Here is a 15,427-nt window from a genome sequence, read left to right as displayed (position 1 = left end):
TTTTCAATGAGCAATATTCACGCAACAGCGGTCATCGGTTCCGGAGCCGTACTTGGCGAAGGGGTCGCGGTTGGCCCTTACACCGTGATCGAGGATGACGTGGTCATCGGAAGCGGAACGGTCATCGGGCCGAATGTCCATATCGCCGATGGCGCGCGCATCGGCAACGAGTGCCGGATTTCTTCCGGCGCTGTGCTTTCGACCGCGCCTCAGGATCTCAAATACGCCGGGGAGAAAACGTACCTCCACATCGGCGACCGGACGGTCATCCGCGAGTACGTAACCCTGAACCGAGGCACCAAGGCGAGCGGCAAAACCGTCGTCGGCTCCGACAATCTCATCATGGCCTACGTTCACGCGGGCCACGACTGCGTGATCGGCAATCACGTGGTGATCGCCAACTCGGTGCAGTTCGGCGGCCACTGCCACGTGGGCGACTACGTCGTCGTCGGCGGACTGGCCGGAGTGCACCAGTTCGTCAGGATTGGACGCTACTCGATGGTTGGCGGCATCTCCCGCGCGGCGCTCGACGTGCCGCCCTTCGTCATGGCGGGCGGCCACGCCTCGTTCCGCTACGAAGGACTCAATGTGCTCGGCCTCAAGCGGCGCGGCTTCGGTTCCGAACAGCTCGGCAACATCCGCAACGCCTACCGCATCATTTTTCAGTCGGGCCTCTTGCTCTCCAAAGCGCTCGAAGCGGTGCGCAACGATCTTCCGCAAACGCCGGAGGTGCTGGAAATCCTCGACTTCTTCGCCTCGGGAGAGCATGGTAGGAAGTTCCTCAAACCCTTTAAATCTTAAGCAGTTACGGTTATGCCATCATGGGCGATCGGCATCGATCTCGGCGGGACGAACATCAAGACAGCGGTCGTCGATGAGGCGGCGGGGATTCTTTTCGAGGACACCCGGCCGACCGATGTGGCCGCCGGTCCCGACGGCGTCGTGCGGCAACTGGCGTTCATGGCCAGCGAACTCTGCCAGCGAGCCGCCGAAACGCTCGATGCCGACGACTTTGCCGGAATCGGCCTCGGCGCTCCGGGTGCGGTCGATGCCGCGAAGGGCACCCTCTCCTATCCGCCGAACCTGCCCGGCTGGGGGCGTTACGCTCTGCGCGAAGAGCTCCGGCTCCGCCTCGAACGAGACCACGGCCTCCGCTCGCCCGTCATCATCGAGAACGACGCCAACGCGGCGGCTTACGGCGAAGCGATCTTTGGCGGCGGCAACGCATTCCGCGACTTCATGCTGGTGACGCTCGGAACCGGCGTGGGCGGCGGTATCATTCTCGATCGCAAGCTCTATCGCGGCCCGAACGGCACGGCGGGGGAGATCGGGTTCATGATCGTCGATTTCGAGGGCGAGAGCGTTCACGCGGGTATCCGGGGCACCATCGAGGGGCTGATCGGCAAAGAGCGCATCGTCGAAATGGCGTGCAGCACGGAGATGGAGGCGGAGCGTTCGCCGCGTCTTGCGGAGCTGTGCAACCGCGATTTTTCCCGCCTTTCGCCTCGACATCTCGAACAGGCGGCCAAAGAGGGGGACGCCGCGGCGTTGCGCACCTGGGAGCGGATCGGCTCGATTCTCGGCGTCGGCCTGGCCAACGTCACCGCGCTGATGGACATTCGCAAGTTCGTGATCGGCGGCGGCATCTCGGCGGCGGGCGAGCTGATTTTCAAGCCCGCCATGATGCAACTGCACCGCTCGACTCTGCCCTCGATGCACGACGGACTCGAGATCGTTCCGGCGCGGCTCGGCAACAAGGCCGGAATTTATGGCGCGGCGGCGCTCTGCTTCAACTCCGAAAAATCATCCGGACTCGATGATTGAGGGGCTGACGCACCTGCTCTTCCCGGCGGTCTGCACCCTCTGCCAGAAGCCGCTCGACAAGGGCGAAGAGCCGATCTGCGCCGGATGCTTCGATGAATTCAACCCGTTTCCCGCCGCGCTTGCCGGAAGCGCGGCGCTCAAAAGCACCGTGCGCGCGCACTTTGGCGAGAGGGCGGTTCCGCCCGCCGCGTGGAGCCTCTATCCCTACCGCAGCATCGGCAAGCTGCACGAAGCGATGCACTCCATGAAATATGGCGGCCTGTTTCCTCTCGGCGAACTGTTCGGTCGTCGGCTCGGCGAGCTGCTCCGGCAGGGCGGCGATCCGGCTCCGTTCGACGCCATCGTGCCGGTGCCGCTGCATCGTCTCAAGCGCATCGAGCGCACCTACAACCAGGCCGAGGCGATTGCTCGCGGCATGGCCGGGGTGCTCGGCCTGCCCGTCACAACGAAGTGCATCGAGCGCTGCCTCTACACCGGCTCGCAGACCGGGCTGGACATGACGGCGCGGCGCGACAACATGGTGGGCGCCTTTCGCCCTGGCCGCGAGCGCTGCGCCGGACGGGTGGTGCTGGTGGATGACGTGCTCACGACCGGCGCGACGATGGTTGCCGCGGCGGAGGCGCTGAAGGCGGCGGGTGCGGCGGAGGTGGCTTTCGCGACCGTCGCCCTCACCGAAAAGGAGTAGCCGGGATGGATCTCTTTTACGTTTTGCCGCGCCAGCTCGACCTCGACCATGCCCGCGCGATGATCGACGGCGAGGAGTTCCACCATCTCGCCCGCGTACTGCGCTGCCAGCCGGGCGACCTTGTGCCCATCACCGACGGCGCGGGCCTGGCGGCGGAGCTGGCGGTCGAGGCCATCGGCAAGCACTTGCTCGAAGGCGCGATCCAGAACCCGCGCCATGTGCCGCCGCCCGAAACGCAAGTGACCGTCGCGCTGTCGCTCCTGAAGTTGCCGCAGCGCTTCGATCTCTTCCTCGAAAAGGCGACCGAACTTGGCGTCGCCCGCATCGTGCCGATGATTACGAAGCGCACCGTCTCGACGCCCGACTCCGGCAAGATCGAACGCAAGCTCGAACGGTGGCGCGGCATCGTGCAGTCAGCCGCCCGCCAGAGCCGCCGCCTCCATCTCCCCGAACTCACGCCTCCGCTCGCCTTTCGCGAGGCGCTCTCGCTCGACGGCTACGATCTGCGCCTGATCGCCCACGAAAGCGAGGAGCACTTTCCCGCCTTCGAGCCTGCCGGAAAAAAGATCCTTTTTCTTGTCGGCGGAGAAGGCGGCTTCACCGACGCCGAAGTCGCCGAGGCCGAGGCCGCCGGATTCACGCCGCTCTCGTTCGGCGCGTCGGTGCTGCGGGCCGAGACCGCCGGACTCTTCGCCGTCGCCCTCGTCCGCTCGATGCTCCTCGCCGAAGCCGATCCCGCAAAGCGCCTCTGATTGCGAACAACGCTACCGGCGACGATCGAAGACGCTTTGAGCTGGACGCCTTCTGACGTACATTTGAGTTATGACAGGCTTGTCCATGGTTGGTAACCTATACCGAACGAATGTCCGAACCGATGAATCAGACCACCACACGCAACATCAACCAGATTGTCGTGCTTGTCGCGACGCTGCTGATTTCGTCGCTGTTCCTGTCGATGATACGCCATTTTCTTATCACGATTCTTCTGGCGGGTATCTTCGCGGGTCTCGGCGCTCCGCTGTTCAACCGCTTTCAGCGGCTTTTCGGCCAGCGCAGGGGCCTGAACGCCAGCCTGACGGTAACGGCGTACCTCGTGATCGTCTTTCTCCCGCTGGCCGCCCTGCTGATTGTCGTGGCCGGGCAGGCGGTATCGCTCAGCCAGACGGCCATTCCGCTGATCCGTGAGCGTTTCCGCACTCCCGGCGCGTTCGATTCACTGCTCGTGCAGTTGCCCTTCTACCGTGACATCGAGATGTACAGCGACCAGATTCTCGAAAAGGCCGCCGAGCTGCTCGGCACTCTGGGGTCGAGCCTGATCAGTCGTCTCTCGACCTTTACCTACGGGGCCGTGATCGACATTTTCCTGTTCTTCATCTTCTGGTACACCATGTTCTTTTTCCTCAAGGATGGCGAGCTGCTGATGGAAAAGATTCGCGCCTACATGCCTCTGAGCGAAACCGACCAGCGGCGGTTGTTCGACAAATTTCTCTCCGTGACGAGCGCGGCCCTGAAGGGAACGCTGGTGATCGGCATGGTGCAGGGCAGCCTCGCCGGAGTCGCCTTCAGCGTCGCGGGGATCGAGAGCGCGGTGTTCTGGGGAACCGTCATGGCGCTGCTTTCGATTCTGCCGATGATCGGCCCTCCGATCATCTGGATTCCGGCGGCGATCATGCTCGCCCTGTCGGGCCACTATCTACAGGCGGCGGGACTGGCGCTCTTTTGCAGCATTGTGGTCGGCCAGATCGACAACATTCTCCGCCCGATCCTGGTCGGGCGCGACACGCAGATGCACGAGCTGTTCATCTTTTTCGGAACGCTCGGCGGAATCGGCATGTTCGGGGTGTTCGGCTTCATCATCGGGCCGGTGGTCGCCGCGCTGTTCGTCACCGTCTGGGACATTTACGGCGAAACTTTCAGCGAGTCGCTGGTCGATATTCGGAAAGGGCGGATCGATTCGACGGACGAAGAGATGAAGTAGGGCGGAAGGGGGATCGTGAAAAGAAAAAGGCTGTCCATGCTTGGTGCGGGGACAGCCTTTTTTTATGAATCAGTCAACGCGGACGACCTCTTCGGCGGAGAAGAAGAATGCGCCTTCGATGGCGGCGTTCTCGGCGGAGTCGGAGCCGTGGACGATGTTCTCGCCCTTGCTGTCGGCATAGAGCTTGCGGACGGTGCCCTCGTCGGCCTGTGCCGGATCGGTCGCGCCGATCAGGGTGCGGAAGTCCGCGACGGCGTTCTCTTTTTCGAGGATCATCGGTACGCACGGGCCGGAGGACATGAAATCGACCAGCTCGCCGTAAAAGGGGCGCTCCTTGTGCACGGCGTAAAATGCGCCTGCGGTCTCTTTGGTGAGGCGGGTTTTCTTCATCGCCACGATGCGGAAACCGGCGCGTTCGATCTGGTCGGTTACAGCGCCGATGAGCTGCTTGCGCACGCAATCGGGCTTGAGGATGGTAAGGGTACGTTCCATGGTGGAGGTCTGCATTTTGTTCTGAAAAGTTTGCCCGCGAAGATACGAAAAAAGATTCGGATTTCGGTCAACCGCCGCGCGTCGCCGCAGCCGTCAAGAGGCGTCGATGCGGGCGAGCAGCTCTTTCATCGGCTGGTAGGTGACCGGCAGAAAGTCGCTGTAGGCGAGCAGCACCGTGCCTGCTTCGTCGATGAGCACGTAAGCGCGTTGCGCCATGCCGAGGAAGCCGAGTGCGTCGTAGGCTTTGGCGGCGGTGCGCTGCTGGTCGCTCAGGAGCAGGAAGGGGAGTTCGTGCTTTTCGGCGAACTGCTTGTGCGATTCAGGGCTGTCGCCGCTGATGCCGATGACTTCAATTCCCCGGCTGGTGAAGGCCGTGACGTTGTTGCGGTAGTCGCAAAGCTGCGCCGTGCAGACCGGCGTATCGTCGCCGGGGTAAAAGATCAGGAGCACTTTCTTGCCCTTGAACTCCGAAAGGGAGACCATCTTCCCGTTGCTGTCGGGAAGCGTGAAATCGGGTGCGATTTTGCCTTGTTCGATCATGGTTGTCCTCTTTTTCCGTTTTCAGATGCGCTGTTCGAGTTTCGTCCTACACCAATGTCCCCGGCGCGTTTTCCGTTCACGGGGGTGACGGGGGATCTTCGATTCAATCCTTTTCATTCATCCACTCGCCAGTCGCCCATTTCGAGCCTGTGCGTTTCATCTCCTGCCACGCTTCGATATGACGCTTCAATTCCGGGTGCTTGCAGCCCTCGGCGATCAATGCTTCACGAGCGACATGATCGAACGGTATTGCCTTCGGCCCGAGACATTCATCCCAGATTTTTGCGATCATGGATTGTGGCTGATCTACCCCTGTTGGTTTAATCTCAGCTACGAAAAGAACTCCATCGATATTCCCAAAATCAGTTTCCATGGCCTCAATAAATTTTTCTACATTTGGATCTAAATTGATTGAGCCAGATTGCGTCTCGAACCATCGTCTTTGAGAATTATGTTTTTGAATTTCCCTCCAATAACCAAATTCTATCTGCTCATTTTGATAGTATTTTTTGCTGAATTCCCCGATATCAGTTTTGCTGAATTTAACGATATCAGAAAAGTGCAAGATTGAGGGATAGTCAGAAAAAATTACATGATATTCAGTTTTTCCCAATCCAATCACCCCTCTCCCATTCATCGAATCAAGTCCTTTGGTAATCAAACTCCATACATTATTGATACGCTCATCGTATTCGTCTTCATAATGCCATTTTATCTCGCCAAACCACGGCAAAACGGCTTTACCTATCAAGCTCGATTTTTTGATCAAACTTTTGTAAAAAGCCTCTTGCTCGATGGGATGATATGAATCTGTGCCATTGATATATCCAGACAAAAAACATGACTCAGAATGAAGTGTCTTATAAAGCCACGGATCTGCTGGGGCCATCTCTTCTGAAGTTGAACACCAATGTAAATCACTATCAAAAAATTGATTTACGTCAATACCGAATAAGCTTGCAACATTAAACTTATAATGATTGGTTGAAACATTTTGCAATGTATGTCTAAGCTTATTTGAACAGGCTTCTTCTTGAGACATTGCTCCGCAAATCAGTGCATGGGCAATGAAAGACAACAAGACATCCCGAGCCAATTCATCTATAAAAGGCAAATCATCAGAAAGATCATATCGCTGAGTTGTCAGCGGCATATTAGCAGCTTTGTCGATAACTGCAATATTTGGACTTTTAAGCTGTATTTCAGATGGCCAGTAGACATTAGTTGCTATCAGATTTTTTTCTTCTGGTTGAGCTATCATTAATCCGTTGCACGAAAGCGTTGGCTGATCAGAGAACGTCCAAAGCACAGCATCAAAACCTTTTGGAAAAATAACAGACCATTCAGGCGGCAATTTACTACTCCGAACAGGGCAGATATATTGCTGATTCAATAATTCTGATGCTGTGCTGCGAATAACTCTTTTGATAACCTTAGGCCAATCCCAGCAAAACCAGTCGATCTGATTATTGGGGCCTTTTTTCTCTGAATACGTTTCTTCATCAAGTTCAAGCCATTCTGTCGATTCGCTGCTTATCTCAACTTCAATCGTTGTTCCGACAGGCAAGTCATTACGTCGCTGAATCTCGATAAGCTGGCTGGCCTCTGATGCTTCAACCATGTAGCCCATCCTTTTATCCGCGCCAACATGGCGTGTCCACATTTTGAACGATAGGCCGAGCAGAAAAACTGCAAAGACGCCGATTCCGAAGCGTCCGGCACGTGCTATGCGCGGCTTGCCCTCGTCATCGACAAACTCCTTGCTCCACTCTGAACTGCGGCGGAACGACGCACCAGCTCGGAGAAAGTAGTTCTGGATGGTATCGCTCGTCATGCCAATCCCACGATCCTGCACGCGGAGAAACCACGAACCGTCGTCACGCTTAATGAAATCGATCATCACATCGCCCTCCTGCTCCGGCAAATCGAGCGACTCGATGGGCACGTCGTGAACCTTGCGCCACGCATCCAGCTCGCAAACGGCATCGATGGCGTTTTGCATCAGTTCACGAACGCCGACGCCCGGCTCCTTTCCATACAGCGGCTCGACCAGCAGAGTGAGCAGGTTCGGGTCAGCCGCGAATCCCGTTTTGTCTGGAACATAGGAAAGCGCATCGCGGAACGCAGGACTTTGCAGATTTGAATCCACCCGCCGGATTGCAAGGTTGAGCCGATCCAGACCAAGCGCGGACTGTGCGCTATACGCTTCGTCGAGCACGGCGGTGGAGTGATCCATTTCAGCCTGCAAGCCCGACAACAGCTCCCGAAGTTGCAGGTACAGCGGCAAGCTCAGGTCAGAACTCACCTTAACCATTTTTCCGCGCGGGTCGTTGGTTGGTCCGATATGTTGGACAGCGAGATGCTTTTTCCACTCCTGCACCGAAACCGGGCTTTGCGGATTGCGCAGTTGAAGCAGCACCGCAGGCGCACGTTGCCGGTTGATCTGAAAATAATCGGCAACGCGCAAAAGCGCCATCGGGTAGAGCGCCGCCGTCCCCATCGGTTTGGGCATTCCCGCATAGCGCGGACTGTCATCCAGATACGCTTTGCATACCCGAAGATTCATCCCGTGCGAGCGAGCTGTCAACCCGATCAAATCGGCCAAGAGATTCAGCGAATCACCTTTCGCGCCCATCGCTGGAAAATGCCCTTCACCAGAACCGACCTCCAACCCCGGAAAACCGTAGATCGCAATCTCATGCGCCAGCCGTGCGTGATGGCGGCGGATGAACTCGCCAACGATCAGGCGATGATTCAACTCCCACTGGCCGGAATCCGCCGGAAGTTCGTCGAACTTCCAGAGCCGCGCCGACTCCTCGCCGATGATGTTCGTCAAGTCGCGGTCACTGAAGCGCCGCGCCTCACGTTCATACTCCAGCCACAACTCATGCCACGGCGCATCGCCAGCATAACCCTCGTGACTTTCGCTGAACCATTGGAACGGCTGAAACCTTGAATCCTTCCCAACCAATTCGAGAAAGCCGTCAGGCCGGAGATGCATCGCAATGTCATGCAGCAACGACGCGCCGATAATCACCGCAGCATCCGCATCGCAAAGCAAGCGAGGGTCGGAATCTCTTTTACTGCGCTCCCAGACCTCTTTCGGAACCAGTTCAACCTCTGATTTCAACACGCGGTTGACGTGCTCAACCCCGTGATCCGTATAATCCGGGAAGAAGGTCAACTTGTTGTCTGCAAGGATTTCACCAACGCGGTCAGCAAGTGCGCGAATTGGAGCCTGAAGGTTACTCTCCTCCAACAATTCTTTCAGTTGCTTCGGAAATTCAATTTTAGCCATGAGCGTTGAAATGCGGATTTGTCGAGCTTTCAAAAAATCGGCCAATGTGCCGGATTCTCCATCAAAAGCAATCCCTTAACATCGGCGACCCGGATCAGCTATGCAGTCAAAATGCCGTCCCGAGAGGGGCAATAAGTAAGCCCGACGGCGTGGCTTATCGTTATAGGTACAAAGATTACGCCAGATGTTCAAGAGAGCCTGCCCGAACATCCTTCCGGACGCTGCTCGACAAACCATCGCGTCGAGGTTGTCGGCTACTCATAAAAAAAGGAGGCCTCGCGCAAGCCTCCCTTTTTTCATATCTCTCCCCCAGCAATCATCTCCCCGTGCGTTCCACTTCCTGCTCGACCAAGATGCGTCCGACGCGCTTGCCGTTCATTTTGATCACCTTGAAGACCAGGCCGTTCCAGCGGACGGCGTCGGAGACCGAGGGGACTTCGCCGAGGCGGGTCATGATGAAGCCGCCCATCGTGTCGGATCGCGGCTCGTCCTCCTCGAAGAATTTGTCCGCTTCGAGGTTGAAGGCCACGAGGAACTCATCGACCGGCAACATGCCATCGACCAGCCAGGTGCGCTCGCTCCGGCGCACGATGCGCTTCTGGTCGCCCTCGACGTCGTCCGCCGGCACGTCGCCGACGATGCTTTCGAGTACGTCAGTCAGCGTAATCGCTCCCTGCACCGAGCCGTGCTCGTCGATGACCAGCGCCAGGTGGGCGCGGTTTTTCCTGAAGAGTTCGAGCACGTGGAAGGCGGGCACCGATTCGGGCACGAAGAGCGGCGGTTGCATCGACGCCCGGATCGCCTCGCGAATGCTGCGTTTCGAGGTGAGGCTGAAGTTGACCAGGTCGAGAGACCTGACCACCCCCTGAAGTTCATCGAGTCCGCCCTTCGCCACCGGAAAGCGCGAGCGCCCGCTGGCCCTGATTCGCGCTACCAGCTCCTCGTCGGGCCGGTCCAGGTCGAGCCACTCGATCTCGCCGCGCGGCGTCATCAGGGAGCTGGCCCGCTTGTCGCTCATGCGAAAAATCCGCGAAATCATCTCGTACTCGACCGACTCGAAGACCCCTTTTTTCGCCCCCTGCCGGATCATGAGCATCACATCCTCGTCGCTGACCTGCGGCTTTTCGCCCGCCTCGATGCCGAACGCTTTGAGCATCAGTGATGCTGAGACGTCGGCGACAGATACCGCCGGAGTGGCGATGATGCAGAGTTTGTCGATGAATCCGGCGATTCTCACCGCGATGGATTCGGGGTGGCGGAGGGCGATTTTTTTCGGAAGCAGCCTGCCGACGACGTGCGTCAGGTAGGCGAGCGCGGCGATCACGATCGCAAGCGCGAGGGGGAGGCGATAGCTTTCCGGAAGGGTGGTGGCGCTCAGTGTCGCGGCGAGTGGCCCGGAAAAGAAAAGTCCGCCCAGAACGGCTGTCAACGTAGCGACGAGTGTGTCGGTCACTTTTATGGACGAGAGCAGCCGGGCGGCGTTGTCCTGAAGTTTCATCGCGACGGAGGCCGATGGATAACCGGCGTCCCGCAGCTCGCGCAGGCGCGACGGACTCGAAGAGATGATGGCAAACTCCGCCAGAGAGAGGAGTCCCTGAAGGAGAATCAACAGCAGGATGACGAGCGCTTCCGCGCTTTGGGGATTCATAGGTTGCAATTCAGTGAACCGGCAATAGTCGCCTCGATATGCCTCAAGATACATCAATACCTTCACATAACCGGTCTGGCGGTTTGAACGTTCATTGACGCGATTTGCCGCCGCCGGGGCGATGATGCTTGACCGGCGGAGAATTTCTGCGTAACATCATAAAGACTGTATCACCACTCTTCGGGTTAGCCATGAAATCTATTCGATTGTTGTGCCATCGCGTCTTTCTGCCGCTCTGCCTCGCGCTACCGCTTGCTTCGTGTCGTCAGCCGGAGACGGGCGCGGATACCTTGGCCCTGTACCAGGAGGCCGCGCGTCTGGGCAGTCAGAAGCGCTATCAGGAAGCGCTCGATCGCTACGACCGCGCACTCGCCGCCGATACGCTGAATGGAGTCAGCCGGGCGGCCCTTGAAGCGCTCAGCCGGAAGAGCCGGATCGAGTTCCTGACCGGGCGCTACTCCGGCGCGTTCCGCACCTGGGATGCGCTCCGGCGGCACGACGGCGGCAAGTTGCCCGACTCGCTGCATAACGCCGTCGCGCTCGATACCGGGCGGATGTACGCCGAACTCGGCATGTACGGCCGGGCGGCTTTGGTCATGGCAACGCTGAAAAATCCCGTCGCATGGCAGCGTTTCGACCGGGCGCGTCTCCTTTTCAGGGCCGGAAAGGTCGGCGAGGCGTTACGCATTTACGAGGAGCTTGCGGCCTCCGAAGATGCGGCCGTCAGCATGTCGGGCCTCTCCGGCATTCTCGATTGCGCCCTGACGGGCAAGGTGGCCGGTCTCGACACGCCCGATAATCTCGCGGGCAAGATCGCCGTGATCTCTGGCCGGGTGTTGAAGATGGAGGCTTCGCCGGAGGTGAAGATCAAGGCGTTGCGCATTGCCTCGAGGAGCCTCCAGCAAATGGAAACGCAGCGCCCGAACGCGAGCTATCTGCTCTTCCGGGCGCTGGCCATCGCCCAGCAGGCCGGTTATCCCCGGCTTGTGGCGATCCTCCAGTTCGAGTCCAACAACATCATCGTTCGCAAGCCCGATACGTATCGCAGCGTCATTGAATATTTCGGGCAGCGGAACATGCCCTTCGCCAAAGTCGCGGCGCTTTTCATGCTTGGCCGGTGTTCCGAGCTGCCTCCCGCCGAACGGATCGAGGCGTACCGGCTCGGGCTTACCGCCTGCCAGCACTACGGCATTCCCGCTACCGCCGCCGAATACGTCGCCCTGGAGCACCAGGCCGCCGGAGAACTCGGCGATCTTCTGGCTGCCCAGGGACGGTACACCGAGCTTTTCGACGCCACCGCTCTCGGCGGTTACCTGGAGCAGCAGCGCTTCATGCAGACAGGTATTTCCGGATTCCGGTTGCCAGCGGGCCACCAGGCCGTGCAGAACGAGATCATCGAACAGAGCAGGGATATATCGGGATTGCTTCAGCGCAAGATCACCATGCTCGAAGACGGGACGGGCTTCGTGCTTGCGCCCATTGCCGACAAGGCGATCAGGGAGAAGCAGGGGCGGCTGATAGCGCTGATAGCCGAGGCGGCCAAAGTTGACGGCTCGGTTCCCGGTCGGTTGCAGCCACAGCCGCTGACCCTGCGCACGCTCCAGAAGAGCCTCCGGCCCGGCGAGGCGCTGGTGAGATTTTTGATCCGGGATTCGCTTTCGACCTCGATGCTGGTCAGCGGCCGGGAGATGCAGATTGTCAGGGCGAAGGTTTCGGGCGCAGAGGTCACGGCCCGCTTCGCCGCATTGCGGCAGCGCCTCGTCTCCGCCGGCCCGAACTCCGAGGCCGCGCTTGCCAATGACGAAAATCGCCGCTGGCTGACCGGCGCGTTGCTGCAATCGATGGCCAGCCGTCTGGAGGGGTACCGGCGCCTTATCTTCGTTTCGCGCAAAGCGGAGCCGTTCCATCTGCTTGGGCAGAATTCGATGCTCGGGCGTGATCGTCAGGTTTCTTGGCTCGTTTCAGAGGGCGAAGCGTCCATCGATTCAGGCGTCTCCCCGCAAGGCGGCATCCTGTTTTTCGACGCCACTCGTCCGCAGAAGGCCGCGATTTACAAGCTGTTTCATCCCGCCGACCAGGTGTTTCTGTCTTTCAAACCAATATCGGAACATGAGGTTTCCGGCATGAAAACGCTCATGAAGCAGGCTGTCAAATCCGGTTCATCCGGTTCGGAGATTCTGAAAAAAGCCGCCCGGAATTCCGGTGCGCCCGGCAGTCAGGCCTGGCTATGGCTCGGCTCATACGGGGCTGAGTAGCGGATTCGGCATCGGGCTGGCGAATCGCCGTAACTCCGGTGGCGTGATTTGTCGGGCTTTTTGCGCTGAAGCGATATGCCAGGCGGGGAGTCCCGATTATTACGCTTGGGCCAAAACGTTATTTTTTTATAAATTGCAAACTACGTCGATGATTTTTTCATCACAAAAACCACTCCTCTCCAATGCCTGACGAGACTTTGGACCGAAGTTCCCTTGAGCGGCTTGTCCGGGCGCTCAAGCAAGCTCGCGTTCAGAGAACCCTCTCTGTGGATGAAATCGCCCGCCTGATCAAGATTCGCAGCACCCACATCGAAAAAATCGAAGCGGGTGACTTCACCTTTTTGCCTCCTCTCTACGTCCACTCCTATCTGAAGAAATACGCGGCGGAACTCGGCGTCGGAGACGATGCTTTGCTCGATTCGTGCCGCAATGAGCTGGGCATTGCCGCGTCGAACTTTTCGATTCCGCCTCCAGCCCAGGTGGTTTTGGAAAACCCGCGTCAATCCGCGCCTGCGCCGAAACGCAAGACGCGCCGGTGGCTGATCGTGGTTGCGGCGGTCGTCGCCATCCTGTTCGCCCTGATGCTTCTACTTTTCTTCGGACATTTCTGAGCCGGGTTTCGGCAAGGATTCAGCTCTTGACTCTGTTTCTGTCTGTTTCTGCCGCCGCCAGCACGGTGCTTCGAAATTCCTGTTTTCACTTTTCCTGTTTGCTTTCCAGATAAAACAAGACTACTTTAGTCCTAAATCTTTAATGCCGGGAACCTTATCTTTCGGCATGGGTGTTCATCGGTAATAACCTTATATTTGTCCTGCTTGCGGCAAATTTCACCGAAATTCAGAAACCAGTTATGCCATCAAGACAGATTTACTTCGATAACAATGCCACGACGCCGCTTCACCCCGAGGTGAAGAAAGAGCTGGTGGCGGCCATGGAGATGTTTGGCAATCCTTCGAGTATGCACGCGTTTGGCCGCGAGGCCCGCGCCAACGTCGAGGATGCGCGTCACCGCGTGGCGGCCTTCATGGGCGCCGACGAGAGCGAGATCGTCTTTACCGGCAGCGGTTCGGAAGCCAATAACACCGTGCTGTCACTCTTCGCCTGTGGTTCCGGGCAGTGTTTTCCCGGTATGCGCCCGAAGATCGTGACCAGCCGCATCGAGCATCCCTGCATTCTCGAAACTTCGCAGTGCCTGGTGCATCGCGGCGTCGATGTCAGCTATCTCGACGTGGATGGCTATGGCAAGGTCGATATTCGGCAGCTCGAAGAGCAGTTGAAGGCTGGAGGCGTCGGCCTCGTTTCGGTCATGATGGCCAACAACGAGATTGGCACGATTCAGGACATCGCGGCGATCAGCGCGCTCGCTCACGAGCACGGAGCGCTGATGCACACCGACGCCGTGCAGGCGTTCGGCAAGGTGCCGGTCGATGTGAACCAGCTAGGCGTCGATTTCCTGACCATCTCCGGTCACAAGATTTACGGCCCGAAAGGGATCGGGGCGTTGTACGTCCGCAAGAAAACGCCCTACTGCCCCTTCATTCGGGGCGGTCACCAGGAGCGGGGCCGCCGGGCGGGCACCGAGAACACCCTTGGCATCATGGGCCTGGCGATGGCGGTCGATATGCGCAAGGCCGAGATGGAGTCGGAGGCGGAGCGGTTGCTGGGGCTGAAGGAGGTGCTGCGCAAGGGGATTGAGGAGCGCATCGACGATGCGCTGTTCAACGGTCACCCGACCGACTCGGTGCCCAACACGCTCAACGTGTCGTTCCCCGGCGCGGAGGGCGAGTCGATTTTGCTCTATCTCGATCTTGCCGGCATCGCGGTCTCGACCGGCTCGGCCTGCGCGTCGGGTTCGCTCGATCCGTCGCACGTGCTGCTCGCCACGGGCGTCGATGCCGAGCGCGCGCACGGCTCGATCCGCATCAGCATGGGCCGCACGACCACCCTCGATGAGGTCGAATACCTGCTCGATGTCCTGCCGGGCATCATAGAAAGAATCAGAAACATGTCAACAGCTTATATCAAAGGAGGCGCTCATGCTGCAATCAGGTGAATGGGCATATACGGAAAAACTCAAGGAGCATTTCGAGAGTCCGAAAAATATTCTTCAGGGCAACGACACCAGCGCTTTCGACGGCGTCGGCATGGAGGGCAACCTCCAGTGCGGCGACCAGATGATGGTGGCCATCAAGGTTGACAAGGAGAGCGAAAAGATCATCGACTGCCAGTGGAAGACCTACGGCTGCGCAAGCGCCATCGCCAGCACCTCGATCCTGTCCGAAATGGTCAAGGGGATGACGCTCGACCAGGCGTTCAACATTTCGCCCAAAGAGGTCGCCAAGGAGCTGGGCGGCTTGCCGGAGAACAAGATTCACTGCTCGGTGCTGGGCGACAAGGCGCTACGGGCGGCGATCAACGACTACTTCATTCGCAACGGCATGAACGACCGCGTCCAGAAGGTGCAGGCCCGTACGGTGTGCCAGTGCATGAATGTGACCGATCACGACATCGAGGAGGCTGTGCTCGAAGGCGCACGTACTTTCTACGAGCTTCAGGAGCACACCAAGATCAGCACGGTCTGCGGGTTGTGCAAGGAGGATGCCGAAGCCGAACTTCAGAAGTACGTCCACCTCCACTTCGGCGCCTGACGGTCTCCGCCGGGGAGTTTTCAGTTCAAGGGAAGGAAGCGGCAGGGCTCGCCTCGTGA

13 protein-coding genes are annotated in these 15,427 nt (G+C 58.7%); 9 read left to right on the top strand and 4 right to left on the bottom strand.

The window, feature by feature from the left end; translation table 11 throughout:
• Nucleotides 1–6 precede the first annotated feature (6 nt).
• The 5 genes from lpxA to FGF66_RS01740 all read left to right on the top strand — a co-directional run bounded on the left by lpxA (nt 7) and on the right by FGF66_RS01740 (nt 4,487).
• Nucleotides 7–801 (top strand): acyl-ACP--UDP-N-acetylglucosamine O-acyltransferase, encoded by a 795-nt coding sequence (gene lpxA, locus FGF66_RS01760; protein WP_139455991.1) that lies wholly within the window; start codon nt 7–9, stop codon nt 799–801.
• Nucleotides 802–813: 12 nt separating this feature from the next.
• The gene (locus FGF66_RS01755; protein ID WP_139455990.1) at nt 814–1,824 is read left to right on the top strand and encodes an ROK family protein; all 1,011 of its coding nucleotides are present in this window, start codon (nt 814–816) and stop codon (nt 1,822–1,824) included.
• The gene (locus tag FGF66_RS01750) at nt 1,817–2,509 is read left to right on the top strand and encodes a ComF family protein (RefSeq protein ID WP_139455989.1); all 693 of its coding nucleotides are present in this window, start codon (nt 1,817–1,819) and stop codon (nt 2,507–2,509) included. The genes FGF66_RS01755 and FGF66_RS01750 overlap by 8 nt, the downstream gene beginning before the upstream one ends.
• Before the next feature lie 5 nt (nt 2,510–2,514).
• A complete protein-coding gene (locus FGF66_RS01745; protein ID WP_139455988.1) occupies nt 2,515–3,261 on the top strand; it encodes a 16S rRNA (uracil(1498)-N(3))-methyltransferase in 747 nt (248 codons plus the stop codon).
• Nucleotides 3,262–3,371: 110 nt separating this feature from the next.
• Nucleotides 3,372–4,487 (top strand): AI-2E family transporter, encoded by a 1,116-nt coding sequence (locus tag FGF66_RS01740; protein ID WP_246046486.1) that lies wholly within the window; start codon nt 3,372–3,374, stop codon nt 4,485–4,487.
• A gap of 69 nt (nt 4,488–4,556) precedes the next feature.
• Here the strand turns inward: FGF66_RS01740 and FGF66_RS01735 are convergent, their stop codons facing one another.
• From FGF66_RS01735 to FGF66_RS01720, 4 genes are all read right to left on the bottom strand, one after another.
• The gene (locus tag FGF66_RS01735; RefSeq protein ID WP_139455986.1) at nt 4,557–4,979 is read right to left on the bottom strand and encodes a nucleoside-diphosphate kinase; all 423 of its coding nucleotides are present in this window, start codon (nt 4,977–4,979) and stop codon (nt 4,557–4,559) included.
• Nucleotides 4,980–5,072: 93 nt separating this feature from the next.
• On the bottom strand, nt 5,073–5,519 hold the full coding sequence (locus tag FGF66_RS01730) for a peroxiredoxin (RefSeq protein WP_139455985.1): 447 nt from the start codon (nt 5,517–5,519) through the stop codon (nt 5,073–5,075).
• 103 nt (nt 5,520–5,622) lie between these two features.
• Nucleotides 5,623–8,817, bottom strand: a complete 3,195-nt coding sequence (locus FGF66_RS01725) for an HD domain-containing protein (RefSeq protein ID WP_139455984.1) — start codon at nt 8,815–8,817, stop codon at nt 5,623–5,625.
• Between the two features lie 316 nt (nt 8,818–9,133).
• Complete coding sequence (locus FGF66_RS01720; protein WP_139455983.1) at nt 9,134–10,465, bottom strand: hemolysin family protein; 1,332 nt, start codon at nt 10,463–10,465, stop codon at nt 9,134–9,136.
• Nucleotides 10,466–10,656: 191 nt separating this feature from the next.
• Between FGF66_RS01720 and FGF66_RS01715 the strand changes: the two genes are divergently transcribed.
• From FGF66_RS01715 to FGF66_RS01700, 4 genes are all read left to right on the top strand, one after another.
• Nucleotides 10,657–12,720 carry a hypothetical protein gene (locus tag FGF66_RS01715; protein ID WP_139455982.1) on the top strand — a complete coding sequence of 688 codons (2,064 nt, stop codon included), beginning with the start codon at nt 10,657–10,659 and terminating at the stop codon, nt 12,718–12,720.
• A gap of 182 nt (nt 12,721–12,902) precedes the next feature.
• A complete protein-coding gene (locus FGF66_RS01710) occupies nt 12,903–13,331 on the top strand; it encodes a helix-turn-helix domain-containing protein (protein ID WP_139455981.1) in 429 nt (142 codons plus the stop codon).
• A 239-nt stretch (nt 13,332–13,570) separates the two neighbouring features.
• Nucleotides 13,571–14,773, top strand: coding sequence for a cysteine desulfurase family protein (locus FGF66_RS01705; RefSeq protein WP_139455980.1), 1,203 nt, complete (start codon nt 13,571–13,573; stop codon nt 14,771–14,773).
• Nucleotides 14,757–15,368, top strand: a complete 612-nt coding sequence (locus FGF66_RS01700; protein ID WP_139455979.1) for an iron-sulfur cluster assembly scaffold protein — start codon at nt 14,757–14,759, stop codon at nt 15,366–15,368. Before FGF66_RS01705 ends, FGF66_RS01700 begins: the two co-directional genes overlap by 17 nt.
• Nucleotides 15,369–15,427: the final 59 nt, after the last annotated feature.

Origin of the sequence: Chlorobaculum thiosulfatiphilum, from assembly GCF_006265165.1 — a bacterium.
GTDB lineage: Bacteria > Bacteroidota > Chlorobiia > Chlorobiales > Chlorobiaceae > Chlorobaculum > Chlorobaculum thiosulfatiphilum.
Note: the sequence above shows the minus strand (reverse complement) of the source record. Positions and strands in the feature narration are given on the sequence as shown.